Annotated in this window: 16 protein-coding genes; 7 read left to right on the top strand and 9 right to left on the bottom strand. The window is 38.6% G+C overall.

The window, feature by feature from the left end; genetic code table 11:
* Positions 1–5: 5 nt before the first annotated feature.
* The 3 genes from SJY37_RS06045 to SJY37_RS06035 all read right to left on the bottom strand — a co-directional run bounded on the left by SJY37_RS06045 (position 6) and on the right by SJY37_RS06035 (position 5,658).
* The gene (locus SJY37_RS06045) at positions 6–2,939 is read right to left on the bottom strand and encodes a proprotein convertase P-domain-containing protein (protein WP_298322822.1); all 2,934 of its coding nucleotides are present in this window, start codon (positions 2,937–2,939) and stop codon (positions 6–8) included.
* Between the two features lie 117 nt (positions 2,940–3,056).
* Positions 3,057–4,592, bottom strand: a complete 1,536-nt coding sequence (locus SJY37_RS06040; protein WP_298322825.1) for a glycine--tRNA ligase — start codon at positions 4,590–4,592, stop codon at positions 3,057–3,059.
* Positions 4,593–4,758: 166 nt separating this feature from the next.
* Complete coding sequence (locus tag SJY37_RS06035) at positions 4,759–5,658, bottom strand: hypothetical protein (RefSeq protein WP_298322829.1); 900 nt, start codon at positions 5,656–5,658, stop codon at positions 4,759–4,761.
* Between the two features lie 37 nt (positions 5,659–5,695).
* Here SJY37_RS06035 and SJY37_RS06030 point away from each other — a divergent pair, with 37 nt between their 5' ends.
* Positions 5,696–6,376 carry a ComF family protein gene (locus SJY37_RS06030; protein WP_298322834.1) on the top strand — a complete coding sequence of 227 codons (681 nt, stop codon included), beginning with the start codon at positions 5,696–5,698 and terminating at the stop codon, positions 6,374–6,376.
* Between the two features lie 41 nt (positions 6,377–6,417).
* Complete coding sequence (locus tag SJY37_RS06025; protein ID WP_298322838.1) at positions 6,418–8,082, top strand: Ig-like domain-containing protein; 1,665 nt, start codon at positions 6,418–6,420, stop codon at positions 8,080–8,082.
* Here SJY37_RS06025 and SJY37_RS06020 read toward each other — a convergent pair.
* Positions 8,069–8,848, bottom strand: a complete 780-nt coding sequence (locus tag SJY37_RS06020; protein ID WP_298322841.1) for an amidohydrolase — start codon at positions 8,846–8,848, stop codon at positions 8,069–8,071. The genes SJY37_RS06025 and SJY37_RS06020 overlap by 14 nt on opposite strands.
* A gap of 67 nt (positions 8,849–8,915) precedes the next feature.
* On the opposite strand from SJY37_RS06020, the gene SJY37_RS06015 reads away from it, so the two are divergent.
* Genes SJY37_RS06015 through SJY37_RS06005 form a run of 3 tightly spaced genes read left to right on the top strand, consistent with a single transcriptional unit; the run spans position 8,916 to position 12,188 of the window.
* On the top strand, positions 8,916–10,826 hold the full coding sequence (locus SJY37_RS06015; protein WP_298322844.1) for a DUF294 nucleotidyltransferase-like domain-containing protein: 1,911 nt from the start codon (positions 8,916–8,918) through the stop codon (positions 10,824–10,826).
* The gene (locus SJY37_RS06010; RefSeq protein ID WP_298322846.1) at positions 10,827–11,525 is read left to right on the top strand and encodes a PolC-type DNA polymerase III; all 699 of its coding nucleotides are present in this window, start codon (positions 10,827–10,829) and stop codon (positions 11,523–11,525) included. It abuts the gene before it with no gap.
* On the top strand, positions 11,526–12,188 hold the full coding sequence (locus SJY37_RS06005; protein ID WP_298322848.1) for an HAD family hydrolase: 663 nt from the start codon (positions 11,526–11,528) through the stop codon (positions 12,186–12,188).
* A gap of 76 nt (positions 12,189–12,264) precedes the next feature.
* On the opposite strand, the gene SJY37_RS06000 is transcribed toward SJY37_RS06005, so the two are convergent.
* Positions 12,265–12,735, bottom strand: coding sequence for an ankyrin repeat domain-containing protein (locus SJY37_RS06000; protein WP_298322851.1), 471 nt, complete (start codon positions 12,733–12,735; stop codon positions 12,265–12,267).
* Positions 12,736–12,953: 218 nt separating this feature from the next.
* Here SJY37_RS06000 and SJY37_RS05995 point away from each other — a divergent pair, with 218 nt between their 5' ends.
* On the top strand, positions 12,954–13,466 hold the full coding sequence (locus SJY37_RS05995) for a DUF1440 domain-containing protein (RefSeq protein ID WP_013750445.1): 513 nt from the start codon (positions 12,954–12,956) through the stop codon (positions 13,464–13,466).
* Here SJY37_RS05995 and SJY37_RS05990 read toward each other — a convergent pair.
* The 3 genes from SJY37_RS05990 to SJY37_RS05980 all read right to left on the bottom strand — a co-directional run bounded on the left by SJY37_RS05990 (position 13,463) and on the right by SJY37_RS05980 (position 17,168).
* Positions 13,463–14,605: a methionine aminotransferase gene (locus tag SJY37_RS05990; RefSeq protein WP_298322855.1), complete on the bottom strand. Its 1,143-nt coding sequence runs from the start codon at positions 14,603–14,605 to the stop codon at positions 13,463–13,465. The genes SJY37_RS05995 and SJY37_RS05990 overlap by 4 nt on opposite strands.
* A gap of 91 nt (positions 14,606–14,696) precedes the next feature.
* Positions 14,697–15,263, bottom strand: coding sequence for a DUF3109 family protein (locus tag SJY37_RS05985; protein ID WP_013750447.1), 567 nt, complete (start codon positions 15,261–15,263; stop codon positions 14,697–14,699).
* A 108-nt stretch (positions 15,264–15,371) separates the two neighbouring features.
* On the bottom strand, positions 15,372–17,168 hold the full coding sequence (locus tag SJY37_RS05980) for a long-chain fatty acid--CoA ligase (protein WP_298322858.1): 1,797 nt from the start codon (positions 17,166–17,168) through the stop codon (positions 15,372–15,374).
* 210 nt (positions 17,169–17,378) lie between these two features.
* Here SJY37_RS05980 and SJY37_RS05975 point away from each other — a divergent pair, with 210 nt between their 5' ends.
* On the top strand, positions 17,379–18,878 hold the full coding sequence (locus SJY37_RS05975) for a M20/M25/M40 family metallo-hydrolase (RefSeq protein WP_379952883.1): 1,500 nt from the start codon (positions 17,379–17,381) through the stop codon (positions 18,876–18,878).
* Positions 18,879–19,021: 143 nt separating this feature from the next.
* On the opposite strand, the gene katG is transcribed toward SJY37_RS05975, so the two are convergent.
* Positions 19,022–21,238, bottom strand: a complete 2,217-nt coding sequence (gene katG / locus SJY37_RS05970; protein ID WP_298322864.1) for a catalase/peroxidase HPI — start codon at positions 21,236–21,238, stop codon at positions 19,022–19,024.
* Positions 21,239–21,315 lie beyond the last annotated feature (77 nt).

Here is a 21,315-nt window from a genome sequence, read left to right as displayed (position 1 = left end):
TATTCTTATTGAACAATGATGCGCTGTACTTTTCCAACGTCACCTGTTCCAACTTTTACTATGTATACACCCTTTGCTGCATAAGACATATCTAAGTCAAACTGATATCCATTACCACCATTAAACAATCTATGATTAAGTAAGCGTTGACCAAGCATATTGTAAACATTAAGGTCTAGGCGATCATTAATCTCAGTTGTATTCAGCGAAATATCAAATTGATTATTTCCTCTGTTTATAACATTTAAATCAGTCCCTACTAAGAAAGGCTCAGGCACAGAAAGAGCTTCTGCAGCACATAATTGCAAACTCCAGTTATTTAAAGTTCCGCCGTCGCCTCCTGCGTTATCCGTAATTCTAAGTGTCCAATCTCCCGCAGAAGTTAATCCATTTAAAACATCAAGAGATCCACTAGGTGCAAATACTCCTGTAAATGGTGCAGTTCCATCTACTATGCTCACTGTTGCCTGACTATCAAAAGTTGTATTAGTGAAATTATCACCACTAGATCCTACTCTAGGAGCAAGTTCCACGATAGTATTGTCTGGCGCAACAAGCTCTATTAATAAATCAGCATCCCAAGTATGGGATACATCTATGGTAAGGTTTACATCTGTAATGATAAAATCATTTCCTATAACTATGATAGACTCAGTAACAGTATTAGCATCCGGACCTACTGCTTGAGATTCTGTATTATCTGTTGAGAGACAAGATAAATTTGTAACCATTGTAGACGCAGCATCATTAGTGCTATCAAAATCACCTGTTAATGCCGTAGCCCCTTCAATAATATATGTTGCTATAGTGCTTAGATCTGCACCTGTCGCAAAAGTATAAGAAAGAGTTTCCCCAGGTGCTACACTTGCAGTTCCAACGTTTTCTGTAACTAATCCACCTCCATCTACTGAATAAGTAACATCAAATCCACTTTGAGCTACCGATCCAAAATTTTCTATCGTAATTGTAACTGTTTCTACTGTTAAGTTTTCTCCAGTTGTAGGAGCTGTCACAGCAATAACACCTAAATCTGTTGGAGAAATATTTGTTACTTCTCTCGTAGTCGAATCATTGATATTATCTTCATCTATACTATAATTTGTTGATGCAGTAATACTGTATGTTTGACCTTCTACTGAAAAATCACCTGTTCCTGTAAAAGTATATTGTGCAGATGTAGATGATGCTATTGGGCCAGCAAAAGTTTCTGTGACTAAAGTACCTCCATCAATTTGATAATTAACTTCAATATCTGAAGCTTCATTCTCACCAAAATTGAAAATTGTAACTGTTACTTGCTCTGTAGCAGTAAGATTTCCATCTAGTGGAGTATCTATACTAGTAACACCTACATCGTTAGGAAGGTTTGGAGCAAGTTGGAATACTCCTAACACATTTGCACGACCACTTGTTCCAACATATTCGTTTAAGAACCAAAAGCCTTTATCATTACTAGGATCAACATCCATTTTACCATAATCTCCATAACGTGTTCCTGGTATATTTCCAGATCCTTTAGCTAATAACGTTTCTTCTACAGACATTGTGCCTGGTGGGTCTGCAGCATAACGACCCGTATAATAAGAACTCAAGACAACATCTACACTCCCATCTGTTGGAGTAGTTGAACCTGCCATACCAGAATATCCCATTCCTATATTACCATTTTGGTCCATGGCCATTGAAGCATGCCATGCATGTTTACCATCTGGGGCAGTGTAGGTACCTTCTTGAAAAAGTGACCATGCTCCACCATCTTCAGATTGACGTAACTCCATCCAGCGGATTCCTGCAAGTTCTTGTCCTGAATCATCAACGTCGACAACAAAATTAAACACTCCACTATTATGACTTCCAAATTTTCTAAATTGAGCTTGATTCATTATCGTTGCTTGTAAAGCATCGATAGAAGTTCCCCCATTAGGTTGTTCTAAATTCACAAAAGAACCACCGTCAAATACAGAAGTAAATTCTGTTACAGCAATTTCTAAAGGTGCAGAAACCACTGAATTTGAAGTGTCATCCCAATCCATAGTTGCTTCCCATAACTTTATATGATCTGTAGCTACACCAGCCCAAGCATCATCTTGTAGGTATACTATTGGACATCCACCAGTAGTTGGGTGATTGTCATTAGTAATATTTAACGCTTGTGGACTGTGAAAACCATTAGTAACGATACCTGGCAACTCAAATCCCGCCATTTGCGCGGCAGGATCTGGAGTCCCATCATCTTGAAATGCTCTTTCTAGAACCCATAATTTTGTTGATCCGCCAGTATTTTCAGTTACATAATAACCATCTCTCCATACAGACAGCTTATTATAGTCTGATATACTTGGGAAGTTATACACAGTCCAAGTTGAAGTTACTGGATCTGGGCCATTAGAAATAGCAATCTGCACTCCTCCTCCAAGAAATGATACTACCCACCGATCTGCAAGATTATCATATGAAACGGTAAGGTCACAACATCCCGAAGCTGGAAAGATATTTTCAGTCCCTAGTTGCGTAGTTAATGGGTTACCTTCTTTGTCAAAAATTCTAAATCCAGTATTGAATACTGCAAAATAATGATCAGGCCCTACAGCGCCAGAAGGATCAGTAGGTTGTGAGTTAGATAGTGCCGTTTCTACAACAAGGCTCGGCATTCTACCTGGAACAGTTCCTTGAGATCTATGTTGACTTTGTGATAACGCGTCTACTCCTTTGCTTCCTTTACCGATAAGTATTTGATTCTTAGTAGCACGACCATCTTGCATCTTTATTTTTTTATCTACAGATGGTATCAGAGTAGTGCGGGATTGTATTGATGGCATCTGAGTTACAGTAGCTGCTGTTGTTACAGAAAATGGACCAACAGGCTTTGTTTGCTGAGCAGACACCCCGAAACTAAAGGCTAAGAGAGCTGCGACCAGCAGTGAGTAGATTTGTTTCATAATGTAGTTTTTAGTGGTTTGTTTGTTAAAAAGTTATTAAAAATACAAAAATCTGAATCTAAAGCATAAAAAAACACCCATGAAATGAGTGTTTTTTAAAATTATAAGTAATTGGATTTAAGCTATCCAATGTCTAAAATTCACTTTCTTATTGAGAATATCTGGTAAATCTGTGATTAAAACACGTTGTTGCTCCATTGTATCTCTATCTCTTACTGTCACCATATTGTCTTCTAGCGTATCATGATCAACAGTGATACAAAGGGGTGTTCCAGCCGCATCTTGACGTCTGTAACGACGACCTACTGCATCTTTCTCGTCATAAACAACACGGTAGTCATATTTTAAATCATCTATAATTTTTTGTGCTACTTCTGGTAGTCCATCTTTCTTTACTAGAGGCAAAATTGCAGCCTTTACAGGAGCTAAGATTGCTGGTAGTTTTAATACTACTCTTGAAGTGCCGTTTTCTAACTCTTCATCTTGAAGTGAAGCAGAGAAAACTGCTAGAAACATTCTATCAAGCCCTATTGATGTTTCTACCACATAAGGCACATAACTCTCATTGAGCTCTGGATCAAAAAATTGTAATTTCTTTCCAGAATGCTCTTCATGTGCTTTAAGATCAAAGTCTGTTCTAGAGTGTATTCCTTCAAGCTCTTTAAACCCAAATGGAAAGTTGAATTCTATATCTGTTGCTGCATTTGCATAATGCGCAAGTTTCTCATGATCATGAAAACGATAATTCTCTTCTCCAAGGCCTAAAGATTTATGCCATTTTAAACGTGTCTCTTTCCAGTGCTCGTACCACTTCATCTCTTCTCCTGGACGCACAAAAAACTGCATTTCCATTTGTTCAAATTCTCGCATACGAAAGATAAACTGACGCGCTACAATCTCGTTTCTAAATGCTTTTCCTGTTTGAGCAATTCCGAAAGGAATTTTCATACGTCCTGTTTTTTGGACGTTTAAAAAGTTTACAAAAATACCTTGAGCCGTTTCTGGACGTAAGTATAAATCTGTTGCTGTCTCTGCAGATGCTCCTAGTTTTGTGCCAAACATCAAGTTAAACTGGCGTACATCTGTCCAGTTTTTTGATCCAGACTCTGGACATCCTATTTCTAGTTCTTCTATAAGTGCTTTTACTGCTGGTAGATCTTCCGCATCTAGATATTGTGCAAGTCTTGCGGTTGCACTTTTTTGCTTCTCGCGATACCCCATAACTCTGGGATTTGTCGCTTCATATTGCACTCTATCAAAGCTTTCTCCAAAACGCTTTGCAGCCTTAGCAATTTCTTTCTCTGCTTTTTGATTGAGCTTTTCTGCATAATCTTCAACGAGTACATCTGCACGGTAGCGCTTCTTTGAATCCTTGTTATCAATAAGTGGATCAGAAAATGCGTCTACGTGACCAGAAGCTTTCCATGTTGTAGGGTGCATAAATATTGCGGCATCTAGACCTACAATATTTTGATTCATTTGCACCATACTCTTCCACCAGTACTCGCGTATATTTTTCTTAAGCTCAACACCGTTTTGACCGTAGTCATACACAGCACTTAGGCCATCATAAATCTCACTACTACCAAAGATGTAGCCGTATTCTTTTGCGTGAGATATTACTTTTTTAAAATGATCGTCTTGTTGAGCCATAGTCTGTAGATTAATTATGCAATCTATTAATATTGATGAGGTATGAAGTCACGCTTTCGCGAAAGCGTAAAAACCTCTCAAACCAATAAAATAAAGTTATTTGTTTCCGTTTGTAACAAGCTGTAAAAATAGCAATCCCTCCGAAATAACGGAAATTGCGATTGCCCTATTTTAAAGAAAGTATGGTAGAGAGTAGCATGGAGCCTTCGTGATAGACATTTATAGTGTAATCACCACCTTCCATCTGCTGTACAGGCAGAACAAGCTCACAGATGGTATATGCGGTTTTATTAAATGCAATCGTAGTTTTTGTATTGTAGCGCACCACAGAGCCGTCTTCAAACTTTTCATTACGTTCTACACCTATCATGCGACCTCGCCCATTAAGTACTTGTACGTAAAAAGATTTATTTTCTGCATCTGCAAGTTGATTATCGTTTACGGTAAAACACACCTGCATCATCTCAACGCGACTCGCTCTAGAAGTCATAAAAAACTTACCGCTATTGCGCTGGATTACTCCTCTTGCCGCAAGATTACTTACTGTAAGACGTGCTCCTTGTGTAAGTCTCTCTGCTAGATCTCTATTAGATTTCTGTATGCTGTCTTGAGATTTTGTCGCTAGGTCTAGCGCTTTTTGTGTTTCTTGTTGCAATGCAACAAGACGTTTTGTTTCTAATTGTAAACTATCATTTGCACTTATAAAAAATTCTCGCTCTCGACGCAGTCTTTTTATTTCCATTTGAAACTGCTGCATTTTTGATCTACTCAAGTCGTCGTCTCTTAGTGTTTCCTTGAGTTGTAGGAGTCTTGATTGCGCTTGTTTAAGCGCTCCTTTTAATGCATCTCTCTCTTTTATAAGGGTGCTGTATTTTGACAACTCTTCATCCAGCTGTGCTGTAACTCTTTCTTTATCATTCACTAGCTGTGCCTCACGTTGCTGCACTTCATTTTGAAAATTATAGGTGTGAAATCCTAGCCCCGCTACAACTAAGCAGAGTAAGATTACAAGGAGTAATAAGGTGTTATTGGTACTTTTAGTACGCATAGATGTTCTATTATTCACATAAAGGGGTTAATTTAGAAAAAAAAAGTATAAGCCATTGCTACAATCGCTCCGTTCTCTATTTTTTCCAGAAACCTGTAAATCTTGTGACAGCGAACTCATCGCTGCCGAAAATATGATATGTACACATTGTAGGCATACATTACCTCTCACAGATTTTCATAGGTACAACGACCCTGCAATTAAAAAAGTATTTTATGGACGTCTCAATATAGAAAATGCAACAGCATTATTTTATTTTGAAAAGAAAGGTCCTGTGCAAGAACTCATGCATAATCTTAAATACAGAGGACAGCATGAGATAAGCGGCTTTCTAGGAGCATGGCTAGGTGAAGATCTTAAAATTCTTGAAGAATATAGTCGTATAGATGCAGTAGTTCCAGTACCTATACACCCAAAGAAGAAAAGAAAAAGAGGGTACAATCAAGTGGAAGGCTTTGGTAAATCACTAGCCAAAGCATTAGATGCTCATTATGTAGATGACATGCTTGTCAAAGCAAAAAATACAAAAACGCAAGTATTTAAAGGGCGTTTTACACGTAGTGATGAAGTACTTGATGCTTTTTCAATTGTAGTGAATAACAATCTTGAAGGTAAACATATCTTACTATGTGATGATATCTTAACGACTGGAGCAACTTTAGAATCATGTGCGTTACAGCTTCTTAAAATACCTAATCTTAAATTAAGTATTGCCGTGATGGCAATAGCACAATAGGTATTTCGTTTTGGTTAAAATAATTGTTTCTTTGTAGTCGCATGACAGATAATCCTTGGTATCATTTTAATAGAAGACGCGTAGCTACATTTATAGTAGTTATGGTGAGTATGGCACTTACTCTCGTAAACTGTGCAAAACGCGGATCTCCTACCGGAGGACCTATGGATAGTTTGCCTCCAGCTTTTGTGAAGTCTACACCTCCTAACTTTACTACAAACTTTGAAGGAGACGAAATACGTATTTATTTTGATGAGTATGTAAAACTCAAAGATCTTAGAAAACAACTTATTATCTCGCCTCCTATTATCAATAGAGTAATCTCTCCACAGGGGTCTGCATCAAAATACATAGAAATTAAAATCCAAGATACACTTGCTCCTAATACGACCTATGTTTTCAATTTTGGGCTCAGTATTGTGGATAATAATGAAGGAAATCCTTTTCCTTCGTTTAAGTATGTGATGTCTACAGGAGACTATATAGATAGCCTTACTGTATCTGGTACAATTGTAGATGCAATCTTAGACAAGCCTGATAATTTTGTAACCGTGATGCTTTATGAAGCAGATAGTACGTATACAGATTCTACTATTTATAATAAGCCTCCATTATATGTTACAAACACTTTAGATAGCCTCAACACGTTTGAACTAGACTATCTAAAACCTGGAACGTATGCGCTTGTAGCTTTAAAAGATGAAGACGCAAATTATACTTTTCAACCTAAAAAAGATAAGGTTGCTTTTATAGAAGATTTTGTAACTGTCCCAACTGACTCGTCTTATACACTCAAGTTATTTTCAGAAACACCCGCTTATAAAGCCTCTCGCCCTAAACATGCTGCCGAGGGTAAAATAGCCTTTGGTATTAGTGGTTATACAGATAGCATCGCTATAAAACTCTTAACGGATGTGGGAAATAATCACGAAACCACCATCACAAAAAAAGGAGAGGATACTTTATATTACTGGTACAAGCCACGAGTATCACTTGACTCGCTCGTCTTTAATGTTACTGCACCGAGTTATAGTGACACCCTGCAAGCTAGAATACGTAAGCCAAAACTAGACTCTCTAGCATTTTCTTCAAAATACCGCAATGCTGTGTTGTTAGACAAACCTTATCGCATACTCAGCAATATTCCAATAGACACCATTAATAAGTCTTTAATAAGCGTTGTAAAAGACTCTGTCGAGATTCCTTTTACCTATTCTTTACAAGATAACGGGACTTCTCTAGATATTGATTTTGAGAAAGAGGAAAAAGCTAGTTATCGTATCAAAGCGCTACCTAATGCGATTACAGACTTTTTTGGCCAACAGAATGATACTCTTTTCTATAAAGCAAATACTAAGGAGTTCTCAGATTATGGAGATATAGAACTCACCCTCAAAAACGCAAAGAACTTCCCGTACATCATCCAGTTAATGAATAAAAGTGATGAGATCATAGAAACACAATACTCCCTTCAAGAGACTGTTTTTAACTTTAAGCTCCTCAAACCAGGCTCGTATAAAATACGCCTTATAGAGGATGCCAATAATAACCGTCTTTTTGACTCTGGAAATTATTTACAGAAAAAACAACCAGAGGTGATTATCAATTTCCCTGGAGAAATTGATGTACGACCTAGTTGGTTTGCTAAAGAAACTTTTGAACTACTTCCTAAAAAGACAAAGGTTAAGGACACTATTCAAGAGTAAATCTGTCTTTGTCTTGTAGAAAAGGCAACTTACTTCTGGTGTCATTTACATGCGCTTTGGTTAACGTAGTGGTCACTACGCCTTCTTGAGTGTGTGCTGTGACCATCTCGCCTCCTAGCACATCATACACAGCAGAGTGTCCTATGTACTCAAGGTTATTACCATCTACTCCCACGCGGTTTACTCCTACACAATAAGACATGTTTTCTATAGCTCTAGCTTTAAGGAGCGTATCCCAAGCCGCTATTCTAGTTTTTGGCCAGTTTGCAACGTAGATAATGAGATCATAATCAGATGTATTACGCGCATACACCGGAAAACGCAAGTCATAACAAATCTGCGGAAAAATCTTCCAGCCTTTATAATGTATAAGTACCTGTTCATTACCTGCCTTATACTGTTCCCCTTCGCCCGCCATATTAAATGTATGGCGTTTATTATAGCTCGTTATTTCACCTTCTGGAGTAATGAATAAAAACCGATTGTAATAGAGACCTCCTTCACTTATTATTAAACTTCCGCAGATGGCTGCTTGTGACTTAAGAGCCTGTTGCTTCATCCACTTTACAGTTTCTCCATCCATAGTTTCGGCTAGAGATTGCGGACTCATAGAAAATCCAGTAGTAAACATCTCTGGAAGTACGATAAGATCACTATCTCTGGGAATCTTTGCTATCAATGTTTCTTGATGCGCTCTATTGCGATTTGCGTCTTCCCAAAAAAGCGAAGTTTGTATAAGACTTACTTGTAATGTTTCTGATTTCATAGTATAAAGATACATTTATGGTAGAACTTTCCATCTGTACTATCTTTACAATGAATACGTACACGCTATGCAAAACACAATTGCTCAAAGAATCTATGACTTTTTAAAACAGTTTCCGCCGTTTCAATTTATGGCAGAGAGTGATTTGCTGGATATTTGTAGCCAAGCTTCTGTGCTTTACCTAGATAAGGATGAAGTCATTTTTAAACGTGATCAAGCCTATGGTGATCGTTTTTATATCGTTCAGCAAGGGGCTATAAAGCTTACGAGACCATCCAAGGATGTCATTAAGGTAGTAGACATTTGTGATGAAGGAGACCTTTTTGGCCTCAAAGTGACCTCTACAGATACTTATAGAACGACTGCTACGGCAAACGAGGAGACGATACTCTATACGTTACCTATGGAGGAGTTTTCCGCTTTCGCGAAAGCGAACAAAGCCATTTCAAACTACCTCATCGCTAGCTTTGCATCAAACATAAAAGATCCATATACCTTACAGCAAAGTGGCTCTTTACTGAACACCTATGAGCCCGAACGTAGTGCACATTTATTAGGGTTAGAACAAGCACGATATAGCACATCTATCATCACTTGCTCTCCAGAAACTTCCATACAAGAAGCAGCAAGATTGATGCAACAACATCGTATAGGATGTTTAGTAATTACAGTCAATGCAATTCCAGTAGGTGTTCTCACAAATCGAGAATTGCGCAATGCTATTGCAAATAATATTATCTCTAGTGATCACGTAGTAGGCGACGCTATGATTACTCAGGTTGTCTGTGCCGTTACAAAAGTTACCGTCGCCCAAGCGCAACTTATACTGCTTAAAAATGGAATAAGCCACCTCATAATTACCGAAGATGGTACAGCTAGCACAAAAGTAGTAGGTGTGCTAAGCAAGCATGACATCGTGGTCGCTTACGGTAACAGCCCCGCCGAACTCGTTAAAGAAATAAAAAGAGCAAAAAAGACTAAAATGCTGCGGTTTACTTGGGAAAAAGCAACCCTTCTTCTTGAGCGCTACCTAGACCAAAACTTACCTATATCACATATACTTAATATTTTTTCTGAGCTTAAAGACGCTCTCATGCAACGTACCATGGAGCTCTCATTAAGTAAAATGACACATAATCCTCCAGTACCATTTACATGGCTTGCATTAGGTAGTCAAGGGCGAGAGGAGCAATTACTTTATACAGATCAAGATAACGCTCTTATTTATGAGGATGTGTCTCCAGAAAACAATGAGGCGACAAAAAATTACTTTCTGCATCTAGCAAATAGGATGAATAAGCGCCTACATAAAATAGGTTATGATTACTGCCCTGCAGATATGATGGGAAGTAATCCGCTATACTGTTTATCACTTTCTGAGTGGAAAGCGCAGTTTTCTACATGGATTAAAGATCCGTCTCCAGAAAGCATGTTGCTATCGGGAATATTCTTTGACTATAGAATGGTCTATGGAACTCAAGAATTAGTAGGAGAACTTACTGCTTCTATTTATGACCAACTATCTACATCTTCTGTCTTTTTTAGATTTATGGCAAAGGATGCACTTAAAAATCCTCCGCCGGTGAGTTTCTTTCGCAACTTCTTAGTGGAGTCAGATGGAGCACATAAAGATGAATTTGATATAAAAAATCGAGCTATGGCTCCTCTTATAAGTGGCGCCAGAGTGCTTTCACTTTACCATAATTTACGTAACATAAATCACACCTCAGAACGTTTTGAAAAACTTGCCGAGCTAGAGCCACAAAATAAGGAGCTTTTTGAGAGCTGCGCTTACGCTTTTAAAGCACTTCTTAAATTTAGAGTCAAACAAGGGTTGCGCAACGATGATAGCGGCCGCTTCATTAAACTAGCCGATTTATCAAAGGAGGAACGCCTCAAACTAAAACGATGCTTTAAACCACTACGCGATTTACAAGAAGTGTTACGTGTACGTTTTCAAACTCAAAATTTGAGCTAGATGGGATTATTTACTACATCACCTCAAAGAGATTATCCTTCCTTCTGGACACAGTATCTTGCTGCTTTTGCTCAGGAAAAAAGTCAGGCAGGCTTTTTAGGTAGTACTCTAGATGGAAAAAAGCTTCACACCACTCGTTTTGTAGTATTTGACACCGAAACTACGGGTTTACATTATAAAGAAGATCGTATTCTATCTATAGGAGCGGTCACCGTTATTAATAATGAGATTTCTATAGCACAGAGTCTAGAACTATATCTCAAGCAAGATATATATAAGCCTGAAAGTGCAAAAATACATGGCATCCTCCGCAATGGAAGTTATGAGCAAGTAAATGAACAAGAGGCTATAGAAAGATGCTTAGAGTTTATAGGAACAGATATTCTCATAGGGCACCACATAGGTTTTGACGTTGCAGTAATTAATGCAGCCCTCAAACGTGCTCAGCTGGGAAAATTAAAAAACAGAGTACTCGATACAGAAACGTTGTACAAAAGACTTGTACATCCTATAAACAGACCATTGCAAGAAAAAAGATACACGCTAGATGAACTTGCCGAAGCGCTCAAAATTCCTTTACACGATAGACATACTTCTGCAGGAGATGCGCTTATTACAGCCATAGCTTTTATAAAAATTGTGAAGCGGTTGAACAGCGATGGCTCACTTACAGTAAAACAATTATTCAGAAAAAACTAGATGATTACAAAAGACACACTTTTCGTTTTTGACATAGATGGGACACTTACAGATAGTATTCCAACGTATCTTCCTGTTATTACCAAAGTTCTAGCAGATATAGGACTTCAAGATATAGACACCGATTATGACAACTATCTACACCACACAGATCTGTATGCGCTAGAGTATAATTACAAGCGTACTTTTAACAAGAAAGCTCCAGCCAACTTAAGATATGAGCTAGACCACTTACTGGGTGAAGAATTATCTAAATGTAGTCCTGTGACCGAAATTCCAGGCGCGCGCTCATTGTTATTAAAGTTACAAGAAATGCAAATTCCATTTGCTTATGGAACGGGTGCTTTCCCAAAAGCTACTGCTATAAAAATGGAGGGTTCTCAAGTTCCTTTTATTCCAGAGGTACTTGCAACTTCGTTACATAATATTTCTCGAGTGGGATTTGTAAAAGAAGCCATCGAGAAGTCTAAAGAATATTACAATAGAACGTCCTTTGATAATATCATTGCTGTAGGTGACGGACTTTGGGATTTAAAAGCCGCGCAAGAACTTGAAATTTCGTTTTTAGGAATAGGAACAAAAAATCGTGAAGCAATGCTGGATAATGGCTGTAAAAACTGGATAGAAGATTATAGAAAATTTGACTTGAACTCACTAAAGTAAGAAGCGCATATGGGTCAAGCTACGAACTATTTTTAATGAGTCACATTTTCGCGAAAGCGAAATCACTCATACTAACTTATTTCTCTTCTAAAATTTCCATAAGGTTTGTAGATCCTTGCATTTTTGCGTGATCAAAAGCGGTGTTACCTTTCTCATCTTTATGAGACAAGTTGGCTCCATTTTCGATAAGCATTTGCGCAATTTCTGACTGGGCAAAAGTGGCTGCATAAATAAGCGCTGTCGCCTGGTTAAGATTTACAGCATTTACATCTGCCCCGCTCTCGATAAGAAGTTTTGCAATTACTGGATATCCTTTAAAACAAACACCCATAAGCGCTGTATTTCCAGAGCTATCTTTAGCGTTTAGATCTGGGTTATGCTTTAAAATAGCCTCGCTTATGTCTTGGTTTCCGTAGTAAGTGGCAAGTAATAAAGGTGTAGAACCACGTTGATCTTTAATATTTACAAGTTCTGGATGCGCAGTAATAATTGCATGTACCATCTCTAGATCTCCGTTGCGTATTGCATCAAATAATTTGTCATTCATAACTTACAGTCTATACTACATGGAGTTGCTTTTTGTGATTACTCCGAAAACATAAAGATAAAAACAAAAATGATATACTCCATTTAAATTAACGTCTCTTGCGAGAATTGATGCTTATTATTTTACTGCAGTTATTTAATTAATTGTTAATTATAATTACCTTAAGAGCTCTACAACATCTTAAAAAGTACTTTAGAGTTATAAAACGCACACTAACTATGAGTAATACTGCACTTTCTAACTGGCTTGAAAAAGATAATATAGCATCTACCGCTACTCGCGGAGTGATTGCTGGAGTACTAGGAGGTCTAGCAGGTACCATTGTTAAGAGCGCTATAGAACGAGTATTACCAGTAAGACAACCCAATACTGAAAGTGCACAACTTAAGCTAGTAGATAATATCTCTGAGAAGCTCACTGGCGAACCTGTGAGCACATCAAATCGTGATCTTGCAGAACAATTAGTGAATATCCCTATTGGCCTTACATTAGGAGCTAGTTTAGGCTATGCAAAGCGTGATAGACCAGAAACCAACCTTGTAGAGGGAGCGCTCTTTGGTACGACAGCATATCTAGCAACGCATGAAACCTCACTCCCATTAATGGGTCTAGAAGACGAGCCTAAAGATATACCAGTAAAATTACAAGCAAATGAATTTCTTGCACATGTGGCCTTTGGGGTTACAGCAGAGCTTATACGTGGATGGGTGGCGCGTAAACTAGACGACTAGATACTAGTTAAAATTTCGGCAGCTTTTTTTAGTGTTTCGTCATCTTTGGCGACACAAAATCGTAGCATTTTAAAATCTTCTTGATCCACATTAAATACCGACGTTGGTATGGACGCTAGTTTATGGTCTATGGTTAACGCTTTCGCGAAAGCGGTATCACTCTCGTTCGTAATTGCAGAATAATCTAGCATCTGAAAGTAGGTGCCTGCGGCAGGCTTTGCTGTAAATCGCGAACCTTCAATTAGGTTTAAAAATAAATCTCTTTTCTGCTGATAAAAATCGTTGAGTTCTAGATAATGATCAGGCTCCTTGAGATACTGAGCAAAGGCTCTTTGTGAAGGATGGTGTACAGAAAACACATTAAACTGATGTACTTTTTGAAACTCTGCCATCAACTCTTTTGGAGCAACTGTATATCCCATTTTCCATCCTGTGTTATGAAAAGTCTTCCCAAAGGATGCCGTAATAAAACTGCGTGCTCTTAATGCTGGGTAACGAGCCACACTCTCATGACGCTTGTCATCAAAGACGATGTGCTCATACACCTCATCACTTAGTAATATTATATCTGTACCTTCAAGAATGCGCTCTAGCTCCAGCATATCTTCCTTATGAAGAATAGTTCCCGTAGGATTGTGTGGGGTATTAATAAATAACATTTTAGTCTTAGGCGTGATAGCATCTTCCACAGCTTTCCAGTTCACCTTATAATCTGGCGCTTTGAGTTGGATAGGAATCACTTTACCGCCATTTACAATCACTGCAGGCTCATAACAGTCATAAGCTGGTTTCAATATAATTACTTCATCATCTGGACGTATAAAAGCAGATACGATTGTGTAGATAGCTTGGGTAGCTCCAGCAGTTACTGTAACTTCTGTATCAGGATGATAATCACTTCCATATAAGGTATTGAGCTTTTGAGTGATTTGTTCTCGCAAGCTGTAAACACCTTGCATAGGAGCATACTGATTATACCCATCACTCATTGCCTTCGTAACTAGCTGTTGCAATTTTGGATCACTATCAAAGCCCGGAAATCCTTGTGCAAGATTAATGGCTTGATGTTCATGTGCCATCTTACTCATCACCGTAAAAATGGTAGTACTAACGTCAGGAAGTTTTGAATGGAAGTGCATGTATTGTCTTTGTGATTAAAGATAAGGCATCTCAAAAGATTACATGCAAACTTTGTAGTATAGGGCTCTTAAGTCCGCACAAGGCACTACATTATTTACCCATTTCTTGAGCGGTCTTCTCTAGCTCTGTATACCACTCTTCTCCAAATTTACGTATCAATGCATCTTTAGTAAATTTATATACAGGCACAGATAGTTCTTTCCCAAGAGAACAAGCATCACTACAGATAGGCCAGCGATGATAATTTACTGCCGAAAATGAGCTGTATTTTTGCACGCGAATAGGGTACAAATGACAAGAAATAGGTTTGCGCCACGACACTTCACCAGCATTGTAAGCATCCTCTATACCGCAGCTTGCCCATCCTTTATCATTGAAGGTCACATAAGCACACTCGGCTCCATTTACTAGTGGTGTTTCTAGCTCACCGTCACGCACAATACTCGTTCCTTGCTCCTCAATTGCCGCAATTCCTTCTGGACGCAAAAAAGGTTTTACCTTATCGTAAATATCTGCCATGATAGTGACCTCATCTTCTTCAAGTGGCGCGCCAGCTTCACCTGCGATGCAGCACTCCCCTTTACAAGCATTAAGATTACAGACAAAATCTTTTTCGATAATGTCTTCAGAAACGATGGTTTTTTTGAGTTGGAACATAGTTGGGCAAAGATACTTGGAAAGTATGAAGTAAGAATGTGTGAGTAGCGAGATTATTTATGGTTGTATAAAATTACGCTTTCGCGAAAGCGTAACACCTCAAACTAACTACTCTGCGTACATCTTATCAATGAGTTCTTTATATTTTTGCTGAACTACTTTGCGTTTTATTTTTAGTGTAGCCGTGATTTCACCAGCTTCTATGCTGAACTCACGAGGAAGCAATGTGAACTTCTTTATCTTTTCAAATGTTGAAAATTCTTGCTGAAGATCCTCAAATCGTTTTTCAAAAAGTGCTACGACCTTATTATTCTTTATTAGCTCCTCCATGCTCTCAAATGAGATACTCTGCTCATTTGCATATTTCTTTAAATTCTCAAAGTTAGGAACCGCGAGTGCAGTTACATATTTCTGCTGATCACCTATTACTGCAATTTGTTCAATGAGAGCATCACTGATAAGCGCTGTTTCTAATTTTTGAGGAGCTATGTATTTACCTCCAGATGTTTTCATTAAATCCTTGATTCTATCTGTGATGTATAGATTTCCATGCTCATCTAGTCTTCCTGCATCTCCTGTGCAAAACCATCCGTCCTTAAAAACCTGAGCTGTAGCTTCTGGCTTTTTATAATAACCTTGCATGACTCCAGGACCTTTTACAAGGATTTCATCATTATCTCCTATTTTAATCTCAGTACCTTCTATGCTTTTTCCAGCAGAGTTGAATTCAAAATTTGTGTATCCAAATAAAGAAACTGTTGCGGTAGTTTCTGTAAGACCATAACCACATTTTACATCAAGACCAAAGGAGTGAAAAAATGAAACCATCTCTGCCGCAAGAGGTGCTCCACCACAAGGCATAAATTTAATACGCCCTCCAAAGAGTGCACGCAGTTTGCTTAACACAAGCTTATCTGCAAGCTTATATTTGAGACTTAGTGCTAGTGGCACATTTTTCTCTAGTCTTTTGTGCTTATTGTAGTAGTCATTACCCACACCTAGCGCCCAGCTCGCGAGTTTCTGCTTTGTAGGGGAAGCTTCTTTTGTTTTAGCTTGTATAGCAGCATAAATTTTTTCAAAAATACGAGGCACCGTACACATAACTGTTGGTCGTACTTCCTTAAGCACCTCTGCAATTTTCTTTGGATCTTGGTTAAAATAAACTTCAATCCCCATGTGCAAACAGAAAAACACCCAACTACGTTCAAAGATATGACTGAGTGGTAAAAAGCTTAACGACACATCTTGGTCAGATATATCTAATTCATATTTATGCGCTGCGAGGGAAGCTCCTATATTAGTATGGTCTATCATCACACCTTTAGGTTCTCCTGTAGTTCCAGAGGTATAGATGATACTCGCTAGATCCTTTACATCAAGATTTTGCTGTCTTTTTAAATAGATCTCTTCAATTTCTTGAGTAGGGCTAGCGGCAACAAAATCTTCTAAATACATAGAAGAAACAGATGACTTTAACTTTATGGTATCTGTAAGAGCTACTATAAGCTTTAAATAGGATGAACTTTCTAGAAGCCCATAAGCCTGATCGTATTCATGCTGATTACCCACAAAAAGCAAACTTACCTCAGCATCATTAATTACGTAGTCTACTTCCTTTGTAGAGCATGTTGCATAGATAGGTACCGTTACTGCTCTTATGCTCATTATCGCAAGATCTGCAATAATCCAGTTAGGCATATTTTCGGCAAAGATGGCTACGTTATGCTGTGTTTCAATCCCAAATTTTAGCAAGCCCTTAGCAAGGTTTTCTACTTGCTCATACATTTTCTTCCAGCTTATACCTTCCCAAGTATTAAGTGTCTCATTCTTTACGTAAAGCGCATTCTTATTTTCAAAGCGTAGCGCATTTTCCTTGACATTTACTACTAGGTGTTTGTAATCCATAAACTGTAATTAATTACGATATTTAATCATTGAGGTTTTCCAAAATTAAACATTAATAGCCCGTTTCTTCTTTTATTAGCCGCAGTAGCGTGTATTAACACGCTTTTATTAACCTCTGTTAATAGAAATGAAGCATCCCTGTAGAAAACCTTATATTTATCTAACATACAGTTGTACTTAACACAGCAACAATTCTTAAAATTATCTTCTATGAAATTCTGGCCTCTCTGTCTCTTTTTTACTGCTTTTATAGGTACTGCTCAAACTCCTGCGGATGAACTCATAGACCAAAATCTCAAGAAAACTCTTATTGAACATAAAGCCTTTGTGAGCATTCCTAACTTGCCTTCAAACCCAGCTTTGATGCTAGAAAATATTGCTTTTGTAGAAAAGCGCTACAAGGCGCTAGATTTTACAACCAGCTTATTAGAAACTAGCACGCTCCCTATTCTTCTTGTAGAGAAGGTATATGACCCCAATTATAAAACGGTGCTCTTTTATGTTCATATAGATGGACAGGCAGTAAACCCCGCAACCTGGGATCAAGAAGATCCATTTACACCTGTACTCAAGGAGAAAAATAGCTCTGGAGACTACAAAGCTATTTCTTGGGATCAACTAGATACTAAAATTGATGATGACTGGCGCATTTATGGCCGTGCCGCTGTAGATGATAAGGCACCTATCATGATGTTTATTACTGCGCTACAACTTTTACAAGAACAACAGAAAGAACCTGCTTTTAATATCAAGGTGATTTTTGACCCAGAAGAAGAATACAACTCGACGGCGTTGCTTTCTACCCTAGACACTTATAAAAATAGATATGCCGCAGATTATTTTGTGGTAATGGATGGTCCTGCTCATGATTCTAACAAGCCTACACTCACCTTTGGATGTAGAGGAATTGCTACTGCTGCAATTACCACTTACGGTGCACGCCTACCTCAACATAGCGGTCATTATGGCAACTATGCGCCTAACCCTGTCTTTAGACTTGCAAACTTACTTACAACGATGAAAGATGATGATGGCAAGGTGCTCATTGAAAATTATTATGACGGAATTACCATCACTCCAGAAACAGCTCAAGTACTCTCTTCTGTACCTTTTGAGGTAACTGAATTTAATAAAAAACTTGGTGTTCACACCGCCGAAAAAGTAGGAAGTTCATACCAAGAAGCGCTGCAATTTCCTTCTCTTAACATTAGACAGATAGGCACCTCTTGGACTGGCGAAGGTTTAAAAACGGTAGTTCCAGAGTATGCGATTGCACATCTAGATATACGCCTTGTTCCAGAGACAGATGGTGACGCACAACTAGCAAAGATTAAAAATCATATCATTAAACAAGGTTATCATCTTATAGACCGAGCACCCACAGATGAGGAAAGGCTTACCTACCCTAAGATAGCCACTTTTACAGGCAAGACCTCCGTAAACGCGTTTAGAACAAATCCAGATGATGCTTTTGGTAAAAAGATGAGGGGAGCACTATCACAATCTTTTGGTGAAGACCCAATTACTATTAGAATGATGGGCGGCACTGTGCCTATTGTTCCCGTGATTAAGGCGCTAGATGTTCCTACAGTCATACTACCGCTGGTTAATATGGATAACAATCAGCATAACCCTAATGAGAATATACGCATAGGGAATATTAGACAAGGTATTAAAGTGTGTCTAGCGTTACTTGAGACAGCTTTTTAAGGAGGTTTTTATGCTGTTACGCTTTCGCGAAAGCGAACTAACACGCACTGGTGAGAAGCATTGCATAAAAAGCAAAACGTCCAACTTATAATAAGTTGGACGTTTTTATTGTGTACTTACGCTTTCGCGAAAGCGTTATTTATTTACTTAATATCAAAACGATCTGCGTTCATCACCTTAGTAAACGCCTTGATAAAATCTGCTACAAAACGTTGCTCTCCATCATTTGCTCCATAAACCTCAGCAATTGCTCTAAGCTCTGTGTTTGATCCAAAAATCAAATCTGCACGAGATCCTGTAAACTTCATCTCACCGGTGCGACGGTCACTTCCTGAGAATAATGTCTCATCAGATGAAAGTTCTTTCCATGTGTAAGAGAAGTCTAATAAGTTTGTAAAGAAGTCATTAGTTAACTGTCCTGGTCTATCTGTAAAAACTCCTACTTTAGTACCATTATAGTTTGTACCTAATACACGTAAACCTCCTACAAGTACTGTCATTTCTGGAATAGAAAGTCCTAATAATTGTGCGCGATCAATAAGCATTGCTTCGGCAGCTGTTGCTTTTTGTGTATGACTCACATAGTTTCTAAAACCATCTGCTTTAGGCTCAAGATAACCGAAGCTATCTACATCTGTTTGCTCTTGTGTAGCATCTGTACGACCAGGTGTAAACGGCACCGTAACGTTATGTCCAGCATCTTTTGCAGCTTTCTCAACTCCTACAGATCCTGCAAGAACGATAAGGTCTGCCATAGATACATCACCATCAAAATCACTTTGGATAGTACCGTAAACATTAAGCACTTTATATAACTGCTCTGGGTTGTTTACTTCCCATCTGTTTTGCGGTGCAAGACGGATGCGTGCTCCATTTGCCCCACCACGCTTATCAGAATTTCTGAACGTAGAGGCAGATGCCCACGCTGTAGAAACCATTTCTGAAACCGTAAGTCCTGATGCTGCTATTTTTACTTTTAAAGTAGCAATCTGATCATCACTTAATGAATATCCATCATTACTTGGTACTGGATCTTGCCATAATAACTCTTCACTAGGTACTTCTGGTCCTAAGTATCTCTCTACAGGTCCCATATCACGATGTGTTAACTTATACCATGCTCTTGCAAATGCATCCTCAAAGGCTTTGTGATCTTCATGAAATCTCTGTGAGATTTTTAAATATGCTGGATCTACTTTTAGAGCAATATCTGCCGTAGTCATCATAAGGCGCTGTCTCTTTGAAGCATCTCCAGCCATAGGTGCCATCTTAGCATTTGATACTTCTGTAGGCGTCCACTGGTGTGCACCTGCTGGACTTTTTGTAAGCTCCCAGTCGTAATTTAATAGTACATCAAAATAGTCTGCATCCCATTGCGTAGGGTTAGGTGTCCAAGCTCCTTCTATACCAGAAGTAATTGTATCATCAAGTACTCCTGTACCAAAGCTATTTTTCCACCCAGTACTCATTTCTTCAATATTAGCTCCATGAGGCTCTGCTCCTACATACTTGTCTGGATCTGCCGCACCGTGTGCTTTTCCAAAGGTATGACCTCCAGCGACTAGCGCTACAGTCTCCTCATCATTCATTGCCATACGACCAAAAGTCTCTCTTACATTTGCTGCAGAACCCATAGGATCTGGAACTCCGTTAGGTCCTTCTGGATTTACATATATCCAACCCATCATTACTGCTCCTAGTGGCGCCTCTAACTCACCCTCTGCATAACGCTCATCATTTGCTCCCCACTCTGTCTCGCTTCCCCAGTAAATATCTTGTTCTGGCTCCCATACGTCCTCACGTCCTCCAGCATAACCAAAAGTTGGGAACCCCATAGATTCTAATGCACAGTTACCTGCAAGCACCATTAAATCTGCCCAAGAAATTTTATTTCCATATTTTTTCTTGATAGGCCATAATAATAAACGAGCCTTATCAAGGTTTCCGTTATCTGGCCAACTATTAAGTGGTGCAAAACGTTGTGTTCCAGAGCTTGCTCCTCCACGTCCATCACCTATACGGTAAGTTCCCGCACTGTGCCATGCAAGACGGATCATAAATCCTCCATAGTGACCATAATCTGCAGGCCACCAGTCTTGTGAATCTGTCATTAAATCAAGTACGTCTTGCTTAAGAGCATTAAAATCAAGACTGTTAAATGCCGCAGCATAATCAAAGTCTCCTCCTAATGGATCTGATTTTGTAGCATTTTGTCTAAGTATATTTAAACGAAGTTCATTAGGCCACCAGTCGCGATTAGTTGTACCGCCACCAGATGTTTCTTTATGTGCTCCTCCCATAAAAGGACACTTTGCCGCTTGAGATTCATCGTTAAGATCAAATGTTTCTGTATTTTTCATTCCAATAGGTTTTACAAGGTTGATATGGTAAAAATATTTATTATCTATCTAGCCAACTATAGTTTATCATTAGAATA

It is taken from the genome of Dokdonia sp. R78006 (assembly GCF_042466145.1).
Taxonomy (GTDB): domain Bacteria; phylum Bacteroidota; class Bacteroidia; order Flavobacteriales; family Flavobacteriaceae; genus Dokdonia.
Note: the sequence above shows the minus strand (reverse complement) of the source record. Positions and strands in the feature narration are given on the sequence as shown.

Bases quoted from the DNA above. Each gene is read 5' to 3' on its own strand.
- SJY37_RS05995 (WP_013750445.1), top strand. From the start codon at position 12,954: ATGAGTAATACTGCACTTTCTAACTGGCTTGAAAAAGATAATATAGCA.
- katG (WP_298322864.1), bottom strand. From the start codon at position 21,238: ATGAAAAATACAGAAACATTTGATCTTAACGATGAATCTCAAGCGGCA.
- SJY37_RS05980 (WP_298322858.1), bottom strand. From the start codon at position 17,168: ATGGATTACAAACACCTAGTAGTAAATGTCAAGGAAAATGCGCTACGC.
- SJY37_RS06020 (WP_298322841.1), bottom strand. From the start codon at position 8,848: ATGAAATCAGAAACATTACAAGTAAGTCTTATACAAACTTCGCTTTTT.
- SJY37_RS06000 (WP_298322851.1), bottom strand. From the start codon at position 12,735: ATGAATGACAAATTATTTGATGCAATACGCAACGGAGATCTAGAGATG.
- SJY37_RS05975 (WP_379952883.1), top strand. From the start codon at position 17,379: ATGAAATTCTGGCCTCTCTGTCTCTTTTTTACTGCTTTTATAGGTACT.
- SJY37_RS05985 (WP_013750447.1), bottom strand. From the start codon at position 15,263: ATGTTCCAACTCAAAAAAACCATCGTTTCTGAAGACATTATCGAAAAA.
- SJY37_RS06015 (WP_298322844.1), top strand. From the start codon at position 8,916: ATGCAAAACACAATTGCTCAAAGAATCTATGACTTTTTAAAACAGTTT.
- SJY37_RS06025 (WP_298322838.1), top strand. From the start codon at position 6,418: ATGACAGATAATCCTTGGTATCATTTTAATAGAAGACGCGTAGCTACA.
- SJY37_RS06005 (WP_298322848.1), top strand. From the start codon at position 11,526: ATGATTACAAAAGACACACTTTTCGTTTTTGACATAGATGGGACACTT.
- SJY37_RS06010 (WP_298322846.1), top strand. From the start codon at position 10,827: ATGGGATTATTTACTACATCACCTCAAAGAGATTATCCTTCCTTCTGG.
- SJY37_RS06045 (WP_298322822.1), bottom strand. From the start codon at position 2,939: ATGAAACAAATCTACTCACTGCTGGTCGCAGCTCTCTTAGCCTTTAGT.
- SJY37_RS05990 (WP_298322855.1), bottom strand. From the start codon at position 14,605: ATGCACTTCCATTCAAAACTTCCTGACGTTAGTACTACCATTTTTACG.
- SJY37_RS06040 (WP_298322825.1), bottom strand. From the start codon at position 4,592: ATGGCTCAACAAGACGATCATTTTAAAAAAGTAATATCTCACGCAAAA.